This window comes from Bradyrhizobium sp. SPXBL-04 (assembly GCF_051853035.1).
In the GTDB taxonomy this organism is placed as follows: domain Bacteria; phylum Pseudomonadota; class Alphaproteobacteria; order Rhizobiales; family Xanthobacteraceae; genus Bradyrhizobium; species Bradyrhizobium zhanjiangense.
In genome coordinates, this window is the sequence record NZ_CP182472.1 from 6824948 (window position 1) to 6847185 (window position 22238).

The window sequence follows — 22238 nt, forward strand, 5'->3', positions numbered from 1 at the left end:
AACCTAGGGTCCGGAGCACGGAGAGTGTTTCGGATGACCGCGTTTTTGATTTTCAGCTTTCTCGTAGGTGCCGTGCTGGGCCAACGCTTTCGCGTCCTGGTGCTCCTGCCGTTGACCTTCGTCATGGTGCTCGCTGCCATTCCGGTCGGCTTGATGGTCGATCTCACCGTGGTTGAGAGCCTGAAAGACGTGGTGTTCGCCGCCATCGCCCTCCAGGGCGGCTACCTCTTTGGTTCAGGAGCGCGCTTTGGCCTTGCTGCCGCGCGTACCACCCGCGTATTCGCCCGCCCGGTCAAAACCGTCCGCTGATGGCGTCGGACTGACGCTGCGATGAATCTTTCGCGAGCGCGCGAAAGGTGAAGACCGAGCTGTTGTCCTGACGGAGCTCTGTTTGAAAACCCACCGACCGCTTGTATGGTGACCTGACCGTTTCAGGATTCCCTTCGAGCGCGCCGTTTGTCCTTCGCTTATTTTGCCCTCATCGTTTCAATCGTCTCAGCTTCTGCTCTCGAAATTGCCGGCGCCAGGGTCGGTGCGCAGCTCGGGACGATGGCCGCAGCGCTGAGCTTGCTGGCGGCCGCTTCGGCCGCGCGGAAGGCCGACTACGACCATTATGTGCGCGCGGCCGCCTGGGGCCGGTGGATCCTGCTCGCCATTCCGCTGTGCATCGCGGCCCAACTCGTCCCTCTTCCGCTGAGCTGGGCGCATCCGATCTGGGCCAGCGCTCACGACGTCCTCGGTGGCCTGTCGCTCGGGCCGATCACGGCCGATACCGGCTTGACGGTGAACGCGCTGCTGCTGGCACTCGCGGCGATCTCGTTGCTCGGCGTCACCATCCTGGTGGTCCGCAACCGCGGCCGTGCCGAGCTGGTTCTCTTCGTGCTCAGCGGAGTGACCGCGGTCTCCGCCTTGACCTTGGACTTGCATCGGCTGTCGCCGGCCGTTGCGGCAGCCGCGCCCTCTGACTTCACCACGACTTTGGCCGGCTTCGGGCTCATGCTCAATTTAGCGGTCATGCAGCTCGCTGCTGAACGGGCCGAAACGCATCACTCGGTCCTGCGCTCGATCGCGATCGGCCTTTGCGGCCTTGTCGGGACCCTGTTCTGCGCAGCCGCGATCTTTGGGTTTTCCGGAACGAACAGCGCGATCGCAGCGGCCTTTGGCGTTATGCTGATCCTGCTGATCCTCGTCATCCGGAGGCTCGACCTCTCGCCGTTGGCCGCGGGCGCATTGTCGGCGGCAGCTCTGATCGGCGCGACCATCATCCTGACCTTCCTCTTCGAGAAGAGCTCTGGGCCGATCCTCATGCAGCTCATCCCGGACGCGGGAGGCGAGACGAAGGCCGCCCTCGAGCGGATGTTGGCCGACACACGCTGGTTCGGCGCGGGGGCAGGAAGCTTTTCGGCCGTCGCGAAGATCTATCAGAGCGAGGCTGGCACGACTTTGGCTGCGCCCTCGGCGGCCATCGCCGTCTTTGCGGATACGGGATGGATCGGTTTGACCGCCATGATGGCAGTAAGCCTGATCGCTCTGGTGCGCCTGTTCTTCGGCGCGCTCCAGCGCGGACGCGACTCGTTCTTCCCAGCGGCGACCGCGGCCTGCGTTCTCTTTGCACTCGTCCAGAGCTTCGCCGGTCCGGGACTGCTGCGCCCGGCAGCGATCCTGTGTCTTTCGGTGATCGTGGGACTGGGGCTGTCGCAGAGCGTCAGCCAATCCTCATCACGATAGAACGCCGATCATCAGACGGCGCGATCGCCGAGTGACGCCCAGTAGTTCGGGTTCTTGGGTGACTGGATGCGGACCCAGCGATAGGGCTTCTTCGACCACGGCAGGATATGGCCGGAGAGATTGTCCAGCACGAGATCGCCGGAGAAGGTGCGCACCACGACCACGAGATGGTGCTCGCCCCAGGTCGTCACGACCTCGCTGAGCAGCACCGAACGCGCCGGAAAACCCTTGGCGATCAAATCGTGGCGTTTTGTCACAGCGTAGTCGTTGCAGTCGCCGCTCGCCGGATGCAGCAGCCATTTCTCGCCGCGCAGCCCCTCCAGGTTGGCCTCGGGACGGATCGCGGTGTTGATCCTTTGGTTAACCTCTTGCATCTGCGCCAGCCGTTCGGCCGTAAGCTTCAGACGACCGCCCCTGAACACGATCTGCTGCGGCCGCGGCCTGCACTCGTCCTTGTACTTCAGGCAAAAGATGGTGAACGCCATCGGTGCCAGAGTCGGCTGATCGAACTTGATGTACTGGATGGCACCGCGCAACCCCAAGGGCGCGCCGACGAAGGCGGCTTCCGCTCTCTGCTGCAACCCCGCAGCAACGACGATTGCGGCCACGGCCGCCAGGAACTTTACAACTTTGCGCATGTCGCGCTCCCCTTCTTGTAGGAAAGGACGCTACGCGAGACCTCTTGAAATACGGCTCAAAGGCCACGCGATCCTTTAATCAAAATGCGGGCGCGTTGGTTGCAAACAATTAAGAATATCGATGTGTGACTGGTTCTGCTAAGAGCGGTCACGACGCTCGTGACGCTGGATGCGATTCGACCGACCTGATGGGCCTTTCCTCACGCTTTCGAAAGAAGACCAAGCCTCGGCTTCCCGACGGCGTTCGCGTCTATGCGATCGGCGACGTGCATGGCCGCGCCGATTTGCTTCAATCGCTGTTAACCGTGATCGACGCCGATCTTGCCCGCTCGGCCCCCCAACGAGCCATTCAGGTCTTTCTCGGCGACTATGTCGACCGCGGCCCGGACTCGCGTGCCGTTCTTGATCTCTTGATCGCGCGCTCGAAATCACACGAGACGGTCTGCCTCAAGGGCAACCACGAAGTCTTCCTGCTCGAGGTCCTCAAGGACCCCGCCCGCCTGCAGGAGTGGCGCCACTATGGGGGCCTCCTGACGCTGGTCTCCTATGGCATCAGGCCGACCATGAATCCGTCCGCGGAGCAGCAGGTCGAGCTGATCGAGGAATTGAAGCGCGCGCTCCCGCCCGAGCATCTCGCCTTCCTCCAGCAACTGCCTTCCTCCTTCACCTGCGGCGATTTCTTTTTCGTTCACGCCGGCGTCAAGCCGGGCATCGCGCTCGATCGCCAAAAGGATGAGGATCTGCTCTGGATCCGCGAGGAATTCCTGGCCTCCGAGGAGCGCTTCGGCAAATATATCGTTCACGGTCACACGCCGGTCAGCGCGCCCGATATTCGACCAAACCGCATCAACATCGACACCGGCGCCTACGCGACCGGAAACTTGACGCTGTTGACGATCCAAGGCGATAGTCTGCTCGCAATTTAAGAGCTGAACCTCGGTCCCGTCGTCGGCTCGCGCTCACAGGCCTCGTCAATTCCACCATGAATCGCATGATCCTGCTTCGTGTCATCGGCATCTTGACCGCAATCGTGCTGGCGCTTCACGCCGGCATGGCGTTCTACGGCGATCTCATACGGCCGAACTTTCGTGCGAGCGACTTGTTCTCGGGCGAGATTCCGCCCGACAAGGCCAAGCTGGCGGCAGCCGGTGGCCTTGCATCCTTTTCATGGGATGGCGAGCTGCTTGCGAATTACGCGGCAGCGATGGCCGCTAACTTCCTTCACCGCCCCTCCATGGACGCGGGCGGCAGGGCCAGCGAGAACAAGGCAGCTCAAGGTGCCGTCGTGGCAGCCTTGAAACTATCACCGATCAGGCCCGCGCTATGGCTCACGCTCGGCACGCTACAGGCTCAGGCCAGCGAGGCGGTAACGCCTGCGGTGAAGATGTCTTACTTGACCGGATCGGTGCCGATCGACGTTGCCTTCTCTCGCGTTCAGACTGTGACGTCGAGCGCGGCCGCGACCGATGAAGAGATCAAGCTCCTGGCGCAGTCCGACATCCGGTCGGCGCTGGCCAATCGCTCTCGTTACGAGCCCCTGCTGATCGCGGCTTATGTGCAGGCGACGCCGCAAGGCAAGTCGCTGCTGCTCGAGACCACGAAAGTGACCGACCCCAAATTCAACGAGATTATGCGGCGATACTGAACCCGTGCGAGCTTCGTTGCCATCGTTCCTTGGGCTGCAGCGAATTCCTCAGCGCACCGATTTCGGGTTGACCGGCACAAAGTCGTGGTCGCGGCGCGGTTGCTCGGATCGCCCCTGGTAGACGAACATGCCTTTCTTGGTCGCGACGATGTCGCCTCGTTGCAAGCTCTCGTCGTTGAGGAGACGTTCGCTCGCGACAAGGTCCGGATCTTCCGGAATCGGCTTGTAGAGCTCTGGATGCTCGCGCCGCTTGCGTGAGACCTCCTTGGCTCGGCGCCGCGCGTCCTCGATCCGCTGCCGCCATTCGTCGCGCGTGATCTCCGGCTCGCTTGGCGGAAGATAGTCGTTGATCGAGGGCTCCGGTTCGGTCTGAGCGAGACACAAGGACGGACAGGCAAGACTAAGGCCGAGCACACCGGCAACGATGATGACCGCCTGAGGCAGCTTCCCAAACCGCCTTTCACAGTGGCGACGTCGAGCCGTTCGCACGCTGATGACTCCAGGCAGAGCGACAAGGACTGCCATTGACCAATTTCCTCATCTTCAGCTTTTCAGTCTATACCTTTGCCGATTGCAAGAAAGCCAATTCGCGGGGCAACCTTTCCACTTAGCTCGCGGGGATTTCAGCACCTGGGGGCCTTCGGGGCCGTCCTATCAAAAAATTGAAAAACAACCCCATGCACAGTAGCCGGCACCAGTCGGATCAATGGGTTACGCCTTTTCCGAAATTCGGATTGACTCGTCGGGCAAAACAGGGGCAGGATGGCATGATCCGGAAAGAGGCCGACGGATTGATTGATGTATCTGAGATCCGCGTCATTTGATCGGCTTGAGGGCAAACGCTCTGTTCTAAGACCTCGTTAGGTCATTGCTGTTAACTTCGGCACGCGCTGGTGGAGTTGCCGAGAATGCGTGCAAGACCGTTATTGCTGTTAAGTATTGCCGTCGCGGCTTCCTTCATGTCTGGCCTGACGGCGCACGCCAGTCCCGTGTGCATCAAGGAGCGGACGCCGTTTGCCTTTTCGGAAGATTCAGTGAGATGGACCATGTCGATCGCGCCTGGGGCAGATTGCATCCAGGGACTGCGTTGGTCGTATATGCAGATTTTCAACGTGTCGGTCGTGAGCGGGCCATCATGGGGACAATTGGCGGTGGTCGGGTCCGGCTTCCGCTATTCGGCAGGAAACGAAACGCCCGGCGCCGACAAGTTCACGCTGGTGATCTCGGGCAAGAGCCGTCATCATCGCGGGACATCGATCCTGGAGGTCGAGGTAAACCCGCAATAGCTGTCTCACGACGCCACCGAAAGGTGCAGGCAGGGCTAACGACGGCTCGACCCGCTGCCCCGGGTTCTGTTCCCGTGATAGGGGTGAGCGTGTCCGCCCCTCGTCACGGGAGGCTCGATTCGACTCGGAATATTTGGCGTCGCTGTGGAGGGCGAGGGCTGCGACGGGTTGACGATGATCACGTTGCGATTGGGCGTCGACGGATCGTTGACGCCCTGGGCCCAGGCACCGGCAGGCACGACAAGCGCGAGTGTGATCAAGACTAAGCGTTTCATGCGAGATCTCCCGAGCAAGAACGTCAGGGAGGCGAACACCGTTCCTTCACGGCTGCTTCACGGTTCCTTGCGTGACCTCACCGAGGCACGGCAATCAGCTTGCCATCCCGCCAGACGCCTTGGACCGCCCTTCCGGCAGGAAGGCTCCCCGTCACATTTCGGACGGCGGTCGGCCGCGACGCGGCCTGGATGGTCTGCGCCTTTTTCGTGGGCGTTGTGATGATGCTGGAGCTGGTGGTGTTGGCCTGATCCTTGACCCCTTGCGCCGAAGCGGGCTGAACCAGGAACGCCAAAAATGTGATTGCTGTCAAAATGCCGCGCATCGTCAAACACCGGAAAGAGGAGCTGGGCGAAATGTCACAGGTTTTTGCCCAAAAGCAAGCTCTTCGAGACATGTGCGCGCAGGATCGAGGGATCCGGGGATGAAAAAGCCTAGCGAAACAGCTGTATCCGGGGTAGTTGATCGGCCTTGATGACCGAGCCCGGCGACACTGCAGCCAACGCGGACGAGATCAAGGCTGGACTTGTCCGCCTGTTATCAGGGCGGATCCGCGAAATCTCCGACGACCCCGGGCAGATGCGGGACGTCGTTTACGAATTGGCCCGCATCAGGCTGCTGGAACAATTCAACCACGCCGATGCGCGGGAGGCGCGAGCGCTCCAGCAAGTGCTCGAACGCGCCATCCGGGAGGTCGAACGGTCCTTTGAACGAAGCGAGCCGTCCTCACCGGCAAGGGCAGCCGCCACTGTCGTGGCGAATTCTGCGCCGGACAACGCCCCTGCTCCGCCGCCCATTCCGACGCCGCCGGCTATGGCTTCGCCAGCCCCTTCGAAGGCCGCGGAAACGCCACGCGGACCCGCGGCACCGTCAAGATCGCTGGACCAACTCAAACGGAGCGGCGCCTTCAAATCTCTCGTTCGATTGACCGGCATCCTCCTGGTCATTGCGTGCGCCGGGGCCGCGGCTGCCTATTGGTCGCGATTGAGGACACAACCGACCACATTGTCGCAGGTGGCGCTGCCGCTCGAGCGCGCACCCAAAGGCCCGGAATCTCAGCCGGCTGTCACTCCGACTCCCTCGGTGGGCGAAACCGTTGAACGGACCCCGAATAAGGAGCCGACGCAAGCTGCACAGCCGTCGATGCCTTTGCCGACGACGTTCGGCGTCTACGCCTTGAGCGAGGGCCAGCTCCATGAGCTCAAGCCGGTGCCCGGAAAGATTCCGGACCGGCGCGTCGCGATCTCGGCAGCCATCAACACGCCGAGCGCAACCACATTGATGGGCGGCGACGTCAGATTCATCGTGTTCAGGCCCGACGGGGGTGTCGATGCGAGCGGAACCGAAGTTCGGGTGGTCGCGAAAGTCTCCCGGGCGATGGGCGTCGATGCCACCGGGAAAGCCGCCATGGTCAGCGCCGGCGATTCCTGGGTCATCCGCAGCATGTCGTACCCCTACAAGGTAGGTCCGGTCGAAGACCAGTCGAGAATGCTGTTGCTCCAACCAGAGCAAGACGGCTTTACGCTCGCCCCCGGCCGCTACGTCGTGGTGGTCAAGGGCATGGGCTACGACTTCACGGTCGCCGGAACGGTCACTGATCCCAATCAATGCGTCGAACGCATCAATGCGGCGAACGGCGCGTTCTACTCGCCCTGTCCGCCGCCTCGACGCTAAAGCGCGATGAGATCAGGATGTATCGTCACCGCGCTTCAGGTTGTTGTTTGAGCATGATCTTTTCGGAAAACCGCGGCGCACTTTTCCGGATCATGCTTTAAAGCATGATCGGTTCTGATTGAATCAGAACCAAGCTCTAGATTCTTGTTTTGACGCGTTTTCTTCCCGCGAATCGGTATCCACTTCGCTCGAAAACGCTCCGGCCGTAGCCACCCTGTTCTTATTTCGCCGGCTTGTTGTCCTTTGGCGCGTCCGCCGGCATGTCATCGACCTTGCCATTGTTGGCAACGCATTTTTGGAAGTATTCGCGCTTATCCTTGGCCGTTCCTTTGGTGCTCCCGGCCGCGGGGTTGCCGATCTGTCTGGGCGGAAAGGCCTTGGCCATCGCCGCATCGCATGCGCGGGCCACTTCCGCCGTGATGGCCGAAGCCGTCGCCGGCGCGGCCAGCGTCAAAGCGCATGCCAATCCAACCAACGTCCTCAAATTCTTGACTGGCACCTCTTCGCTCCTTCAATCCATGAATGGCCGCCGAACCATATCAAAAAGGGTCGAAGCGCCCAACGGCAAAGCAGCGCCGAATTGTCACGCGGTCGACCTGCCTGCCGCAGGGCTATCGGAAATGACTCTTGGCGGCGGCCTGCGCGCACACGCCTCGTCCTTCGAGACGGCGCTTACGCGCCTCCTCAGGATGACGCTAATCGGCGTCAGCCCCGTTGAAACTGCTGCCGCGCATTCCGTCCTCATCCTGAGGAGCCCGCCTAGAGCGGGCGTCTCGAAGGATGGCCGCAGAGCGCGCAGCAAGATCCGCGATACTAGCTGTCGAGCTGCGGCGGCTTGAAATCCGGAAAGCGGGTGAGCATTGCGGTCTTGACGAACTTCAAGTGCGCGATGGTGCTTGCCAATTCCTTGAGCCGTCGCTGGCCATTCGAGATGTCGGCCGCAAAGAGATCCTGATGATAATTGTCGAGCGGCTCCCGCTCGAGATACTCATCGGTGCCGTTTCCGAAGGTGACGGATGCACGTGCGAGAGCATCGTCAACACGCCGGTTGAGGCCGGCCTGCTCCCTCTCCGCCTCCTGCAATGCTGTTTCGATCGCCGCCAGCACGGCACCGATCCGCGCGCGGTCGGTCTCTGCGTCACGCTCGACGGAGCGGGCTTTAAAACCTTTGTCCTCACGGCGGGAGCCGAGAAGATTGTGTGCGCGCGCTCTCAGGAACAGCTGAAACATTTGGGCCATCCCACATTCGAGATTTAGGCGGCTACCATCGGACAGACATAGTTAACAAAGCTTAAATCCTGCGCCCGCTCCGCCTGGCTTTGTGCGATCCACGCCCGCCAAGCCCCTTCGTGCTTGGAATAGAGCTCAAGCCAGCGAACTTCGTCCGCCGCAACGGCTCCGTCGTTCACACAAATCTCGGACGCGAATTGCGCCGTCTCGTTCTGTGAAGGATCCAGCGCTTCGAACTCCGCCGTCTCTTCCAGCGAAAGGCCGATCAGGACGCGATGCCCTTGGGCGTCGACGAAATACCTGCGGGGTGCGTTGTGCCTTTGATCAATCATTCGAATGGCCCTCATTCATGATCCAAGGCCCCGGAAGATCTTTCAGTCGCCGATCAAAGGTACAAACAAAAGCGATCAAAATGAGGACGCAAGTCGCGCCCAGCAACGCAATCAAATAACCCATCTACGCCCACTCATGCGGGCCCCGAGAAAATCGAGGCGGCTAAACTCTTGCAATGAACCGATACGTTTTAGGTTGCCTTTCCGAAGCTCTCAAGGACCGCACCACGTTAACCTAACCGCACATGGTTATCCGACCTTGCCGCAAGGCAAGATCAACTTCCGACCGAAACATCGCGCCCATGGTTCTGCCATTACGATGGATGCTCGCTTTGTCTCACTCCCATCGATGCCGGCGTGTAGGGCGCATAGAGACGATATCGTTCTGATCGCTTGCGCGAGCGCCACGCTCGCACACCATAGCCACAGCCAAAGCCAGCTGCGAAAATCGAAATCAAAACCAGAATCGCAAGCATTTGGAATGTTCCCAATTTTCGGAACGCTCCTCCCGGTACATTTCAACGTGATGTTGCGACGACTTCAAGGTCATCGGCGCTGAAACTTTTGTCAGACGATCATGAAGTTTGTGCAACATGGTGCTTGAAGTTTGGTCGCGCGAAAACCTAGGGGCAGGAGAGGATGACGAAATCTCTCATTGTTCGAGAGCGATATCCAGCCGACGATGTTAACCGCTGTTCACCTCGGCAAGCAGCCGCAAGCTGCAAGCGCGCTGGTGGTCGAGCGTGTCCGTACTCTGCCTGATGAAGTCGCTTCCGACACATCTTTCGCACGCGGCTGCTGGCGATTGCAGATAACACCGACGAAACCTCCGTGGTTATACGGAGCGTCATACACCAACTTCATCGCGGTAAGGTTGAGCGGTTAGCTTAATCCGCAGTGTTTGTTGCGAAGTCTCGCGTTTCGCTTATCCATCTTCGCACCGGGCTCCCCCAAGTCCGGCCCCACCCAAGCAAAGCCGTCGAGCGAACATGGGTCGCTTGGCGGCTTTGTCCCTTGTGTCGACGAGAGGATCATTTCGGTTATGGCGCGCAAGCCCTGGTCGTTCAAGGAAGACCGCCGGCTCATGGAGTTGGCCAAGTCTTCGGCTTCGCTGGAAGAGGCGGCGAAAGTTCTCGGGCGCTCGACTGATGCGATCAAGCGCATGGCGTTGCGGCTTGGTCTTTCGTTGAAGCCGAAGACGAACAAAAAAGGCTAGCCTCGGAAACAGAGAGTCGAGGATCATCGCGGTAACGCTCCTCTTCGACCCAGCCGCAGCTTTTCGCCTTGGCAGGACGGGACCAAAGCAACCATTGGGTGTTTGATTCCAGACTTCACGGCGAGGTCTGGCAGTGCTCCACTTTGCCATTTCCGCGATATTGGTTTGGCTGGCGATCAACGTCGCTTTCGTGGTGCTTCGGCTGCGAGCCACCCGCCATCCCGCCACGCTCCACAGCGATAGGCCGAGCCGACCTTCTCCAGAGGTCATTTCCGTCCGCCATCGCGGCGGGCGGTGAGCGCCAATTGAGCCGCCTGCCTGCGGCGGTCCGTCCGGCCCGTTCACCGGCCAGTTGTACGTCTTCTTCTGGGCCCCTCTAAAGGTGGTTCCGTAGCTGGGGCATCCCCGTTCCTTCGGCCCGTTAAACGCTATCTTAGTCCCCGCAGGCTAGGATCAATTTTCCAAGCCTGCCCTGAATTTCGCCCGGACCGGATGAGATTACAGCGACCCGACCTCCCGTTTGCGGCGCTCGTGCTTGCGAGCACGATGGCGTTCGCCCTGGCGGGCCATTTCGCGGCGGAGGCCGTCCTTCGCCACCAGCAGGCGCATCAGCTGAGCGAGTTGACCGAGGTCGTTCTGCGCCGCTCCGAATTTGCGGTCGATTTTGCCGCGGCCAGCCTGGACGAGCTCGCAAAGCGCAATCTCGCCAGCTGCGAGCCCGCGGCATTGCAAGCCATCCGCCTCCACGTCTATCAGCGCTCGGCGATCAAGGACGTCCGCCTCGTCAACCCGGACGGCTCGGTGATCTGCTCGGCCTATTCCGAGACGCTCGAATTCGACAAGGGATGGGTGAATCGCCGCGATATGCTGCCTTCGCGCGACAAGGCGCTTTCGCTGTTCCGCGTGGAGCAGTTCGGCGGCGACGCCTTGGGCGTGCTCAGGGACATCAATGGCAGCTCCGCCCTCGTCGCCATTGTCGGCATCAACGCCAGCCTGTTCGACATCATGCCTGCCGAACTGCGGGCGCACAGCGAGGTGATCCTCGCCTTGAGCAGTGGCGAGAAGCTTGGCGAATTCCAGACCGACGCCGGCAAGTCCCTGCTGGAGCCGATCAGCTTCGACAGGACTTCCACGCGCTTCCCGCTTCATGCCACGATCGGGCTCGAGCATGCGGTGCTTTCGAGCTGGAATCACGAGGCTTATTGGCCCGCGCTCGCAGTAGCCCTTGGACTTGGCGCAATCTTTGGCATCCTGCTGGCACGCAGCCGCCGAATGGAGGGGCCCGTCGCCGATCTCGACCGGGCGCTGACGGCCGGCGAATTCAAGCCGTACTACCAACCGATCTTCGATCTCAGGACAGGTCAGATCAAGGGCTGCGAGATTCTGGTTCGCTGGCTGCGCCGAGATGGCTCGGTCGTCCCGCCGATGAACTTCATTCCGCTCGCCGAATCCAGCGGACGCATCCAGGCGATGACCTGGCAGATCCTGGGATCGGCGCTCGCCGAGCTGAAGCCATTGCTGAGGGCAAACAAGAATTTCAAGATGTCCTTGAATGTCGTGCCCGGGCATCTCCTGAGTGCAGGCTTCGTTGAAACGCTGCGTCGCAAGGTTCTGACCGCAAGGGTCTCCGCGCGCCAGATCGTGGTCGAGATAACCGAGCGCGACGAGCTCGACGATCTCGCGCGCGCTGCGGCGGTTGTCGCCGAGCTGCGGGACCATGGCTTCCGCGTCGCCATCGACGACGTCGGCGTCGGCCATAGTGGACTGTCTCGACTGAAGGGCCTCGGCGCCGACATGATCAAGATCGACAAGTTCTTCGTGGACACGATCACGGTGGACGCGTCGACGACGACGATCGTGGAGATGCTGGTGGCGCTCGCGAGAGACCTCCATATGGGCGTGGTCGCGGAAGGCATCGAGACCGAGGAGCAGCTCCGCGCACTGCTCGCATCCGGCGTAGCGGAGGGCCAAGGTTATCTCGTTGCGCCGCCCCTGCCCTTCGCGAGGTTTAGTGAGCTCGTCGAGTCGCGCCGGGCGGCGCAGTCAGGCGCGGCGGTCTCGAACGATGCGGCCTTGGTGGCCTGACCGTCGAGGAAGAACTTCCATTTCCCTAACGGGGGGTGACCCGCCAAACGGTATCACCGTGCTTGTGCCAGCGGAGCCTTTGGCGGCGGCCAGCGCCTTTAACGATATTTTCGTCTTTCGAACCGGACGGGCGCCCAACCTTGTATGTTGGCGCCATGCGCAGGAGCCACCTCATCGCAGCCGCGAGCATCTGTCTAGCGCTGATCGTCTATGCCACCCTGGCGAAGCTGGCGGGAAGACCCGCGCTCATGGGACATCACGAGGCCTATTGGATCGTCGTGATCGAGCGCTTCAGCGCCTATGGTCTGCTCGGCTTCCTTCTTTCCTTCCTGCTGCCGGGACGGCTCGGTTTGGCTTGCTCGCTCGTCGTGGCGGTCGCTATGGGGCTGGAGCTGATGCAGGCGTTCATACCTGACCGGGATGCGGGCTTTCTCGACGTACTCCAGAAGGCGGCAGGAGGCACCGTCGGCGTCATGCTCGCCCAGATGATCCTGGCGTTCTTGCCGAGACCGCCGTCCTGAAGCGACCGGCATCGCTTGAGCGAGATGACCGGTGGCGCGCACAACCGGGTCCTTACTTCATCATCTGGCCGCGCAACTCACCGCCCGGGTTCGCGGCCGTATGGATGTTCGCGTACCATTTTCCGGTGAGCAGATCTGCCGCTTGCGCGTCGGTGAGTGTGGCACTGCCCTGGATCGGGCTTTGCACCGTCTTGAACGGGAGGACGATGCCGGCGTTCGTGCCAGCTTCGCCGGGGCCATGGAAATGCGCCCCCATTGCCGGTCCCGTCAGCCCGGCATAGGTGACGGTGTAAGTCAGAACCTTCGTTACAGTGTCGTAGCTGGCTTCTGCCTTGCCCGATCCGGACGAGCTGTTCGGGGGCACTTCATTGCCTCCCTTGAGCTCGGCTTGCAGCTTCACGGCTTCCGCGTTTGCTATTCCGCTCGCTGCAATGACGCTTCCAACCAGCGCGATCGTCCCCAACAGTGCCACCGACGGCCGACACACGGCTTTGCTCATGCACTCCTCCTGCAGGCTTCGCTCCCCATCGCGATTTGAACACCGACGACAGCCGGAAATTCCGCTGCAGAGCTTATGCTGATTCGGGACAACGAGCGCGGGAATTAGCCTTCGGCGTAGGCCGGAACATGCGGAGGTTCAGGCCGCCCCATGCCTGTTGTGGAGCTGGGTGGGAGCCAGCAGTTCGGCCATTTGCCGGTGGGTGTTGTGCAGCGCCTCAATGGCGCAATCGAGATCGAAATCCGCCTCACGAACGGATGCAAAGAACTTGGCCGTCAGTGCCAGATCGAGTTTGACCCGCGTCGTCCCGTCGCGACTTTTGCGACGATCGAGCGACAGATGGATGGCGCGGTCCCTGGCCTCCATTGCGCCGCAGCCGCAAAGCGCGCCGAGTTCATCGTATGTCATCCAGATTTGAGGCATGTTCTTCCACCACGCTTGATCGGCCGCGAGACTAGCTCCCCGCTTCTAAAGGCAGAGTTGCTGCAGCGCGGCCGCGGCGTGATTTCGAGACAACAGCGTCAATGCAACGCTAATCACGGCGGCAGGCGCGGAGCTGCGCGATTTCATTTGGACGGGCCTGCCGTGAACGGATGCCGCGGCCGGTAACGGCTGTCGGGCCCCTTGGGCAGCTTATCTGCGTTCAGCCTCACGACTGCGCTCCTGACGTCGGCAGGCGGCGCGTCTTCCTGGCTGTAGATCAGCGTCGCCTCGAACTTCACGTCAGGCGCTTGCTTCGCCGTCCCCGAGCAGGTCGCCATCGCACCGCTGAAGACGCCGGAGAGATAGACTTCGACCTCGTCACGTCCGAACACGGTTGGCGGGCCCTCCGCATGACGGCGCGTGGTCAGAACGGCCGTGAAACGCTGGTCGTCATCGAATTGATAGGAGCCGCCATAGGTGAAGAAGCTGTCGCTGCCCGAAATCCGGCCCTGGGACAGATGCACAATGCCGGTGCCTTGCGCCTGCGCGGTTCTAAACCACGCCGCGTATTTGCCCTCTTTCAGCATGGAAACATCCGTCGTGAATTCCATGCGTATTTGCAACGAACCGTGGGGCGCGACAATGACCCAAGCGGCGTGCATTCCGCCACGGTTAATGCCTCGCAAAGTCAACCTGTCAAATTGCTGAAGCCGGCGGCGACGTCAGAACAGTTCTATGCCGTCATCGGCAGTCTCGACCGCCTCGACCCGGCGCGTAGTGGCGATCGACGCCAGCCCGCGCGTTTGCAGGAATTGCCTGTGGACGTCCCGCTCGCGCTCCATCGTGTAGCGCGCGAAGAGTTCATCGAGCACGGCCTCGTCCTGCGGAAGTGGCTTCTGCGCGCCGGCACCGGCCGTCTCGAGGCGCGCGGCGACCGCGGGCAAAGCCGCGGAGCCTTCGCCGAGCGTGCTCATCAGGCCTTGCGCCGAATTCATCAGCCCCTCGAACTCCGCGCCTTCAACCACGAGCCGGCTCATCAGCTTGCCGAGCCGTTCATTGCCGGCCTCGACCTCGCGCAGCGCCTGAAGGATCTGCGGCTCGAGCTTGGCGAGCTGCGTGGGATCGCCCTGCACGCGCAGCTCCTTCAACTCCCTGGCCGAGCGCTCGATGCCATCGAGCACCGGCCGCAAGCGTCCTGCCCCCGCCGAGACCTGATCGGCGGTCGTCTTGAGCTCGTTGGCGATGACGACGAAGGCGCTGCCGCGGCTGCCGAGATGGCTTGCCTTGAGACCGGCATTCATCCCGATCAGCGTGATGTCGACGGTCGCCTCGGCAAGCCCGGCGATCGCCTGACGAAACTTCGTCAGCGTGTCCTCGACGATCGCAAGCGCTTCGTCCACCGAGCGGCCAGCGCCCTCGCAGGTGGCAATCAGGGTCGAGGCGTGTGCCAGCGTCTCTTTGATGCGCGCCAGGAACGATGACGACCCGCCGTCCTCGTCGCCGAACAGCGTGCGGCCTTGGCCGACGACACTGCTCGCATCGTGCAGGATGGCGGTCAGCGCGCGAACGATCTGGCCGATGTCGCCGCCGAACTCGCGCTGGGCATCCCTGAGCTGGACCGCCTGCAACTGGCAAATCGCGCGCGCGCCGTCATTGCTCGCGACCGGTTCGGGAACGAGGCTCGGGGCGGATTCCGAGGCGAGGCCGAGGCCGTGCGCGACATGCTCGAGGCGCTGGCGCGTGCTGTCGCCGGCCTGCAAGGAGATGATCGCGCTCCCCACCGCCTCGGCGATCTTCCTGGTGCTGGAACTCGCGAGGTCGGCGAGACGGCTGCTGTTGCGGCGCTGATCGTGCAATCCGGAATAGGCTGCACCAAGCTCGACGCTCTCGGCCGCCAGTTGATTCCGGTAGCGGCTCTCGAACTCCTTCTGCCGGCCGAGTGCGGTGGCGACCGCCTCGGACAGGCGCTGCTGATCCCGCGCGCAGCCCTCGATCGAGCCCTGCACGGCCCTGCCGAGATCGTAGGCCTCCTGTGTGAAGGCGAGAAAACCCTCGCGGTCGCCATCGAGCGAGGCTGCCTCGATCCGCGCGCTGCGGGCAATGATGGTGATCATCTGGATGTGCTTGAACACCGGCTTGAGCAGCGAGGATCCCTCCGCCGTGCTCTTGCCGATCGTCTCCAGCAGGGCAGTCTCGGCCGGAAGCGCCTGCGCCAGCTCGCTGAGCTGTGCGGCGATCTCCTGCAACGCGGTCGCGGCGCCCTCGATCTCTGCGCCGGAGAGTTCCGAGGACAGCGTCGCGAGACCTTGGTTCAGCTCCTTGAAAATGAGGTGGCCGCGCCCGAGCTCGTGACCGACGCGCGCGAACACGTCTTCGATGCGCGAGGAAACGTCCTCGATCGCGGTGATCGCCTCATTGAGCGTGTTGGCCGGAATGACGGACATTGCGATCAACCTGCCGCCGCGGCGTGGCCGGCCTGGTACCAGTGCATGATCTCGCGCGGGATATGATGCAGCGATACGACCTTCTCGACGCCGCCATGGGCGATGGCTTCCTTGGGCATGCCGAACACCACGCAGCTCTCTTCGTCCTGCGCCCGCGTCGAGGCGCCGAGCTTGCGCATCTCCAGCATTCCGCGCGCGCCGTCGTCGCCCATGCCGGTCATGATCACCCCGAGCGCGTTGGCGCCGGCATGCTGGGCCGCCGAGCGGAACAGCACGTCGACGGACGGACGATGGCGCGACACCGGCGGGCCATCCTTGATCGCGATCTGGTAGCGCAGGCCGATGCGCTGGAGCAGCATGTGACGGGCACCCGGCGCGATGTAGGCGCAGTCCGGCAGCACCGGCTCGCCGTCCTCGGCCTCCTTGACCCGGATCTGGCAGACGCCGTCGAGACGTTTGGCAAAGGCCGCGGTGAAGCCCGCCGGCATGTGCTGGACGATGACGATAGGCGGACAATGCGAGGGCAGCATCTCGAGGACGTCGTTGAGCGCCTCGGTGCCGCCCGTCGAGGCGCCGATGCACACGATGCGCTCGGTGGTCGGGCGGACCTTGCCCTGCACCGGCGGCGGGATGATCGCATCGGCCGTCAGCTTCTTCTCGACCACCCGACGCTGCGCACGCGGGCGCACCCGGGCGCGGGCGGCCGATTTCACGGCCTCGCGCAGCCGCGTGGAGCATTCGAGCAGCGCCTGCCGCGTGTCGATCTTCGGCTTCGGCACGATGTCGACCGCACCCGCCTCGAACGCCTCGAACATCACGTTCGAGCCCTCCTCGGTCAGCGAGGAGCAGATGATCACCGGGATCGGACGTTGCGCCATGATCTTGCGCAGGAACGTCATGCCGTCCATGCGCGGCATCTCGATGTCGAGGATGATGACGTCGGGAATTTCGTTCTGGAGGCGGCGCGCCGCCGCGAACGGATCCGAAGCCGTTGCCATCACCTCGATGTCGGGATCGTCGTTGAGGATCGTCTGCAGGATTTGGCGCACCGACGCCGAATCGTCCACGATCAGTACGCGAACTTTCTCCTTCGGCATTTTTGGCGGCGCTCCGATCAAACCTGGAAGATGGTGGGCTGGACCTGCTTCAGACCAGGCACGGCGCTGTGAATCATCGATTCCGAATGCCCGACCAGCAGATAACCGCCGGGCCGCAAATGGCTGCACAGTTGCTCGATCACCTTGCGCTGGGTCTCGCGCTCGAAATAGATCAGGACGTTGCGGCAGAAGATGATGTCGACGTCGCGATCGACGGGATAGGACGTATCCATGAGATTCATTCGCATGAAATGCGTCATGCGCCGCAATTCCGGCACCACCCGCACCTCGCCGCGCGACTTGTCCCGCGACAACAGGAAATATCGCTTCACGAAGTTTTCCGGCACCGGCGCAAGCACGTCGCGCGTGTAGATGGCGGTCTTGGCAAGGCGCAGCACTGCAGTCGAGATGTCGGTCCCGAGGATACGATACTGGAAGCGCGAGCCGTTCCGCGTCATGTCGTCCAGCACCATCGCGGTCGTATAGGCTTCCATGCCGGTAGAGCTTGCCGAGCTCCAGATCTTCAGGTTCGCATTCTTGCGTCCATGCGATTTGAGCAGGGCGGGGATCGCGACATCCCGCAAGAAGGTGAAGTGCTGCGGCTCCCGGAAGAAATCGGTCTTGTTGGTCGTCACCACATCGATGAGATGAGTGAGCTCGGTATCGAAATGATCGGCCTCGAACAGGTTTTCGACGTACTCGTTCAGATCCGAATAGTTCAGCGCGCGCACGCGCTTGTGCAGCCGCCCCTCCAGCATCAGCCGCTTGCCCGGCGGCAGCTTGATGCCGACCTGACCCTCGATCAATTGGGCGATGGTCCGGAAGTGGCGGTCCGACAGATGCACGGCCGTATCCTGCACGGCGGGCATCATGGCCGCCTGCCCCGGTCCGGGATGGCCGCCTGCAGTGAATGTCGGGCCGTCCTGGCCATCTTGAATCCCACGCGTTCACGTAACCGCTGAAAACGGACCGGTCCACCGTCATCGAGCGGGCCGGCCCGCAGGAGCCCTCGCGGGCCCTAGCGCTGGAAATCGGCGTCCCGGTCGTCCCCGCCGTCGTTCATGTCGAATGCGAAGCCGCCGCCATTGGCAGCCTTCAGGGCGCGCACCGGCTTGCCTTGCGGCTTCTTGGCCGGACGCTCAGTGGCCGCCATTGTCGCCGCCTTGGCCCGCAACTGATTAACCGCCCGGTCGATCGGCGCCGCCGCCGGGCTCTTTCCGCCCTGCTCGATGCGGAAATAGGCGATCGTCGACTGCAGCTGTTCGGCCTGCGAGGCGAGTTCCTCGGACGTCGAGGACACCTGTTCGGAAGCGCTGGCGTTCTGCTGGCCGACCTTGTCGAGCTGCTGGATCGCCTGATTGATCTGCGCCGAGCCAACGTCCTGCTCACGGCAGGCCGCGGTGATCTCCTCGACGAGCTCGGCTGTCCTCTTGATGTCCGGAACGAGCTTGGAAAGCATGGCGCCGGCCTCCTGCGCCACCTTGACGGTGTCGGCCGAGAGCGTGCCGATCTCGGCGGCGGCGGCCTGGCTGCGCTCGGCGAGCTTGCGCACTTCGGACGCCACCACCGCAAAGCCCTTGCCGTGCTCGCCGGCGCGGGCGGCCTCGACCGCCGCGTTGAGCGCGAGCAGGTCGGTCTGGCGCGCGATCTCCTGCACGATCGTGATCTTCTCGGCGATGGTCTGCATCGCGTCGACGGCGCGGCCGACCGCGGCGCCGCTGGCCTCCGCGTCCTTGGCGGACTGCGCCGCGATCTTCTCGGTCTGGTTGGCGTTGTCGGCGTTCTGCTTCACGTTGGAGGCCATCTCCTCCATCGAGGAGGAGGCCTCCTCGGCGGACGAGGCCTGCTCGGTCGCGCCCTGCGAGAGCTGTTCGGCGCTGGCGGAGAGCTCCTGGCTGCCGGCCGAGACGTTCTGCGCCGCGGTGAGCGCCTCCGATACGATCTGCCGAAGCTTCTCCACCATGCGTTGGAGCGCAAGGCCGAGCGTGTCCTTGTCCGACAGCGGCTTGGCTTCGACCATCAGATTGCCTTGCGAGATCTCATTGGCGACGGCCGCGGTCTTGTTGAGGTTGACCGTCATCGCGTTCAGGGACTTCACGAGATCGCCGATCTCGTCGTTGCTGGACGCATCGATCTTCTGGCTGAGATCGCCGATCGCCACAGCATCCGCCAGTCCGACGGCCTTGGCGAGGGACCGGCTGATATTGATCGAAATCCAGACTGCGCTGATCGCGGCAGCGATGAGCGAGACGACGATGAGAACGATGAGGATCAACTGGGCGCGACGGCTGTCTTCATTGGACTGCACGGCCTGCTCGGCCATCTGCCTCTTCGTGTTCGCGACATAGGCTCCCATCGCCTCCGTCGCGTCCGCGACCACCTTGCGCCCGTCACCCATCGAGCGCTCCGTTGCCTTGGTCTTGTCCGTCTTTGCCAGCCTGATCGTCTCTTCCTGGTAGACATTCATCCTGGCGTAGACACTCGCAAAATTGTCGAGCAGCTTCCTGCCACCTTCACTGGCGAGCGCATAGACCTCGTCCTTGATCTTCGTCGCCTCCTCGCGGAGCTTGGCCGCGTTCGCGGCGAATTCATCGACTTCGCTTGGTGTTCCCAGAATTGCGTTCTTTTCCGCCCTGACCTGCTGCCAAATGATCCTTTCGACTTCGGATGCTTTCTCCATCCGCTTGGCGCGAAGCACCATGGAATCTGCAGTCGCGGCCATGTCGGCCAATTTCGTGTAGCTCACAGCGCCTGCCACAATGAGCAGAAGGATGACGACGCCGAAGGCGCTGGCAAGCTTAGCTTTGACGGTGAATCTCATGTTCGATCTCATTGGTTCAAATTGGGATTGCTACTCGGCAACGCTTTACGCTTCGCAATTCATGCGGCGCGAGATGCATCGGCATCACGCCCCTCCGGGATCTCGTCATGCGCCATCAGCTTGGCGAGATCGAAGATGACGACGAACTTTTCGCCCTTACGGCCGATTCCCGCGGCATAGTCGGATTGCCATTTCCCGCCGACTTCGGGGATGGGCTCGATCGCCTGCTCGTCGATATCGGTGACCTCAAAGACGCAGTCGGCAACGAAGCCGACGCCGACCAGGCGATCTTTCATCGGTACATCGAGGATGATGATCCGGGTTGCTTCAGTGGCAGCGACGCTCGGCAGGCCGAGCTTGGTCCTGAGATCGACGATCGGATAGCCGCTACCGCGCACGTCGATCATGCCGAGCAGGAAATCCGGCGCATGCGGAAGCCGCGAGATCGGCCGCATGTCGAGAATTTCGCGGACATTGCGGATGCTGATGCCGAACGTCTCGCCGGCGAGCCCGAGCGTCAGATATTGCGAGGTTGCGGCCATGATGCAGTCCAAGGGTCCGAAGGAGGGTCCGAAGGTTTGGAAATGAGCATGGTCCGGCTCGAGGCCGGACCAGTCAGTCAGCGTTGAAACTCGGCGTCGCGATCGTCCTCGCCGTCATGCATGTCGAAGGCGAAGCCGCCGCCGCTTGCGACCTTCATCGCACGCGCCGGCTTGCGGACGGGCGCGGGCTTCTTCGCGCCCCGATCCGCCGCCGCCATGTGCGCGGCCTTGGCGCGGAGCTGGGTCACGGCACGGTCGATTGGCGCGGGCGCGGCATTCTCGCCACGTCCGGCATGCTCGATGCGGAAGAACGAGATGGTCGACTGGAGCTGCTCGGCCTGCGAGGCGAGCTCCTCCGAGGTCGAGGAGACCTGCTCGGACGCGCTGGCGTTCTGCTGGCCGACCTTGTCGAGCTGCTGGATCGCCTGGTTGATCTGGGCGGAGCCGACATCCTGCTCGCGGCAGGCCGCGGTGATCTCCTGAACCAGTTCGGCGGTCTTCTTGATGTCGGGCACGAGCTTGGACAGCATCTGGCCCGCCTCCTGCGCAACCTTCACGCTCTCGGTCGACAGCGTGCCGATATCTGCCGCAGCCGCCTGGCTGCGTTCGGCGAGCTTGCGGACCTCGGACGCGACCACGGCAAAACCCTTGCCGTGCTCGCCGGCGCGTGCGGCTTCGACCGCCGCGTTGAGCGCGAGCAGGTCGGTCTGGCGGGCGATTTCCTGCACGATGGTGATCTTTTCGGCGATGGTCCGCATCGCCTCGACGGCACGGCCCACGGCGACCCCGCTGGCTTCGGCATCCCTGGCCGATTGCGCAGCAATCTTCTCGGTCTGGTTGGCGTTGTCGGCGTTCTGTTTCACGTTCGAGGCCATCTCCTCCATCGAGGAGGAGGCTTCCTCCGCGGACGAGGCCTGCTCGGTCGCGCCTTGCGAGAGCTGCTCGGCGCTGGCCGACAGCTCCTGGCTGCCGGCGGAAACGTTCTGCGCCGCCGTGATCGCCTCAGCGACGATCTGCCGGAGCTTCTCGACCATGCCGTTCAGCGACTTGACGAGATCTCCGATCTCGTCGTTGCTCGCCGAAGGTATGGTCTGGCTGAGGTCACCCTCGGCGACCGCGCCGGCGAGGCCAACAGCCCTTCCGAGCGAACGACTGATCGAGATAGAGATCCAAAGCGCAGCCCCGATCGCAACTGCCAACGAGATGCCGATCAGCGTCATCAGCAAGAATTGCGCCTGGTGCCCCTCTGCCTTGGATTGGACGGCCTGCTCGGCCATCTGCTTCTTGGTGTTGACGACATAGGCGCCCATCGCCTCCATCGCGTCTGCGACGACCTTGCGGCCGTCGCCCATCGAGCGCTCCATGGCCTTCGTCTTGTCCGTCTTCGCCAGCCGGATCGTCTCTTCCTGGTACGTATTCATCTTCGCGTATGCGGCTGCAAAGCTGTCGAGCAGCTTCCTGCCCGCCTCGCTCGCCAACGCGTAGACCTCATCCCTGGTCTTCGTCGCCTCCTCACGAAGCCTGGCTGCTTCCGCTGCAAATTGTTCGGCCTGGGCTTCCGTTCCGAGAACGGAGTTCTTTTCCGCGCGCAGTTGAAGCAGGATATCCTTTTCGATCTGCGTCGCCTTCTCCATCCGGCTTGCGCGCAGGACCATGCTGTCTGCGGTCGCCATCATGTCGCTGAGCTTCATGTAAGCCACACCGCCCGCAAGCGCGGACAGGATGATGATCAAGCCGAATGCAGTGGCAAGCTTTGCCTTGACGGTAAATCTCATTTCCAGCCT

Annotated in this window: 24 protein-coding genes; 9 read left to right on the forward strand and 15 right to left on the reverse strand. The window is 62.5% G+C overall.

The features are described 5' to 3' along the window. Positions 1-33: 33 nt before the first annotated feature. Both ACNJX8_RS32655 and ACNJX8_RS32660 read left to right on the forward strand, forming a co-directional pair. Positions 34-309, forward strand: a complete 276-nt coding sequence (locus ACNJX8_RS32655) for a hypothetical protein (protein WP_128938180.1) — start codon at positions 34-36, stop codon at positions 307-309. A 240-nt stretch (positions 310-549) separates the two neighbouring features. Continuing rightward, positions 550-1728, forward strand: a complete 1179-nt coding sequence (locus ACNJX8_RS32660) for a hypothetical protein (protein WP_439358125.1) — start codon at positions 550-552, stop codon at positions 1726-1728. Between the two features lie 11 nt (positions 1729-1739). On the opposite strand, the gene ACNJX8_RS32665 is transcribed toward ACNJX8_RS32660, so the two are convergent. After that, entirely contained in the window at positions 1740-2366 is a 627-nt protein-coding gene (locus ACNJX8_RS32665; RefSeq protein WP_128935765.1) for a transglutaminase-like cysteine peptidase, read from the reverse strand. Positions 2367-2554: 188 nt separating this feature from the next. On the opposite strand from ACNJX8_RS32665, the gene ACNJX8_RS32670 reads away from it, so the two are divergent. After that, positions 2555-3292, forward strand: a complete 738-nt coding sequence (locus tag ACNJX8_RS32670) for a metallophosphoesterase family protein (RefSeq protein ID WP_128935766.1) — start codon at positions 2555-2557, stop codon at positions 3290-3292. Between the two features lie 56 nt (positions 3293-3348). Next, positions 3349-4011, forward strand: a complete 663-nt coding sequence (locus ACNJX8_RS32675) for a hypothetical protein (protein WP_439358126.1) — start codon at positions 3349-3351, stop codon at positions 4009-4011. 48 nt (positions 4012-4059) lie between these two features. Here the strand turns inward: ACNJX8_RS32675 and ACNJX8_RS32680 are convergent, their stop codons facing one another. Beyond that, positions 4060-4536: a hypothetical protein gene (locus ACNJX8_RS32680; protein WP_439358127.1), complete on the reverse strand. Its 477-nt coding sequence runs from the start codon at positions 4534-4536 to the stop codon at positions 4060-4062. A 383-nt stretch (positions 4537-4919) separates the two neighbouring features. Between ACNJX8_RS32680 and ACNJX8_RS32685 the strand changes: the two genes are divergently transcribed. Further along, a complete protein-coding gene (locus ACNJX8_RS32685; protein ID WP_128935768.1) occupies positions 4920-5297 on the forward strand; it encodes a hypothetical protein in 378 nt (125 codons plus the stop codon). Positions 5298-5649: 352 nt separating this feature from the next. On the opposite strand, the gene ACNJX8_RS32690 is transcribed toward ACNJX8_RS32685, so the two are convergent. After that, positions 5650-5895: a hypothetical protein gene (locus tag ACNJX8_RS32690; RefSeq protein ID WP_128935769.1), complete on the reverse strand. Its 246-nt coding sequence runs from the start codon at positions 5893-5895 to the stop codon at positions 5650-5652. A gap of 680 nt (positions 5896-6575) precedes the next feature. On the opposite strand from ACNJX8_RS32690, the gene ACNJX8_RS32695 reads away from it, so the two are divergent. After that, positions 6576-7244, forward strand: coding sequence for a hypothetical protein (locus tag ACNJX8_RS32695; RefSeq protein ID WP_245473516.1), 669 nt, complete (start codon positions 6576-6578; stop codon positions 7242-7244). A gap of 220 nt (positions 7245-7464) precedes the next feature. On the opposite strand, the gene ACNJX8_RS32700 is transcribed toward ACNJX8_RS32695, so the two are convergent. The 3 genes from ACNJX8_RS32700 to ACNJX8_RS32710 all read right to left on the reverse strand — a co-directional run bounded on the left by ACNJX8_RS32700 (position 7465) and on the right by ACNJX8_RS32710 (position 8806). After that, entirely contained in the window at positions 7465-7698 is a 234-nt protein-coding gene (locus ACNJX8_RS32700) for a hypothetical protein (RefSeq protein ID WP_245471156.1), read from the reverse strand. Between the two features lie 359 nt (positions 7699-8057). Beyond that, entirely contained in the window at positions 8058-8474 is a 417-nt protein-coding gene (locus tag ACNJX8_RS32705) for a hypothetical protein (RefSeq protein ID WP_128935771.1), read from the reverse strand. Positions 8475-8497: 23 nt separating this feature from the next. Continuing rightward, positions 8498-8806, reverse strand: a complete 309-nt coding sequence (locus ACNJX8_RS32710) for a hypothetical protein (protein ID WP_439358129.1) — start codon at positions 8804-8806, stop codon at positions 8498-8500. 1042 nt (positions 8807-9848) lie between these two features. On the opposite strand from ACNJX8_RS32710, the gene ACNJX8_RS32715 reads away from it, so the two are divergent. From ACNJX8_RS32715 to ACNJX8_RS32725, 3 genes are all read left to right on the forward strand, one after another. Next, on the forward strand, positions 9849-10022 hold the full coding sequence (locus tag ACNJX8_RS32715) for a hypothetical protein (RefSeq protein ID WP_164940318.1): 174 nt from the start codon (positions 9849-9851) through the stop codon (positions 10020-10022). A gap of 546 nt (positions 10023-10568) precedes the next feature. After that, a complete protein-coding gene (locus ACNJX8_RS32720; RefSeq protein ID WP_439358130.1) occupies positions 10569-12107 on the forward strand; it encodes an EAL domain-containing protein in 1539 nt (512 codons plus the stop codon). Between the two features lie 155 nt (positions 12108-12262). Continuing rightward, a complete protein-coding gene (locus ACNJX8_RS32725; RefSeq protein ID WP_128938189.1) occupies positions 12263-12628 on the forward strand; it encodes a VanZ family protein in 366 nt (121 codons plus the stop codon). 52 nt (positions 12629-12680) lie between these two features. Here the strand turns inward: ACNJX8_RS32725 and ACNJX8_RS32730 are convergent, their stop codons facing one another. The 9 genes from ACNJX8_RS32730 to ACNJX8_RS32770 all read right to left on the reverse strand — a co-directional run bounded on the left by ACNJX8_RS32730 (position 12681) and on the right by ACNJX8_RS32770 (position 22229). Continuing rightward, a complete protein-coding gene (locus tag ACNJX8_RS32730; protein WP_439358131.1) occupies positions 12681-13127 on the reverse strand; it encodes a CHRD domain-containing protein in 447 nt (148 codons plus the stop codon). 138 nt (positions 13128-13265) lie between these two features. Then, positions 13266-13493 carry a hypothetical protein gene (locus ACNJX8_RS32735; protein ID WP_439358132.1) on the reverse strand — a complete coding sequence of 76 codons (228 nt, stop codon included), beginning with the start codon at positions 13491-13493 and terminating at the stop codon, positions 13266-13268. 200 nt (positions 13494-13693) lie between these two features. Beyond that, a complete protein-coding gene (locus ACNJX8_RS32740) occupies positions 13694-14137 on the reverse strand; it encodes a hypothetical protein (RefSeq protein WP_128956372.1) in 444 nt (147 codons plus the stop codon). Between the two features lie 135 nt (positions 14138-14272). Continuing rightward, a complete protein-coding gene (locus tag ACNJX8_RS32745) occupies positions 14273-15994 on the reverse strand; it encodes a chemotaxis protein (protein ID WP_439358133.1) in 1722 nt (573 codons plus the stop codon). Between the two features lie 5 nt (positions 15995-15999). Next, on the reverse strand, positions 16000-17091 hold the full coding sequence (locus ACNJX8_RS32750; protein ID WP_249760069.1) for a protein-glutamate methylesterase/protein-glutamine glutaminase: 1092 nt from the start codon (positions 17089-17091) through the stop codon (positions 16000-16002). 17 nt (positions 17092-17108) lie between these two features. Beyond that, entirely contained in the window at positions 17109-17963 is an 855-nt protein-coding gene (locus ACNJX8_RS32755; RefSeq protein ID WP_249760068.1) for a CheR family methyltransferase, read from the reverse strand. Between the two features lie 146 nt (positions 17964-18109). Continuing rightward, complete coding sequence (locus ACNJX8_RS32760) at positions 18110-19912, reverse strand: methyl-accepting chemotaxis protein (protein WP_439358134.1); 1803 nt, start codon at positions 19910-19912, stop codon at positions 18110-18112. A 59-nt stretch (positions 19913-19971) separates the two neighbouring features. Further along, a complete protein-coding gene (locus ACNJX8_RS32765) occupies positions 19972-20454 on the reverse strand; it encodes a chemotaxis protein CheW (RefSeq protein WP_128938196.1) in 483 nt (160 codons plus the stop codon). Between the two features lie 77 nt (positions 20455-20531). Next, a complete protein-coding gene (locus tag ACNJX8_RS32770) occupies positions 20532-22229 on the reverse strand; it encodes a methyl-accepting chemotaxis protein (protein ID WP_439358135.1) in 1698 nt (565 codons plus the stop codon). Positions 22230-22238: the final 9 nt, after the last annotated feature.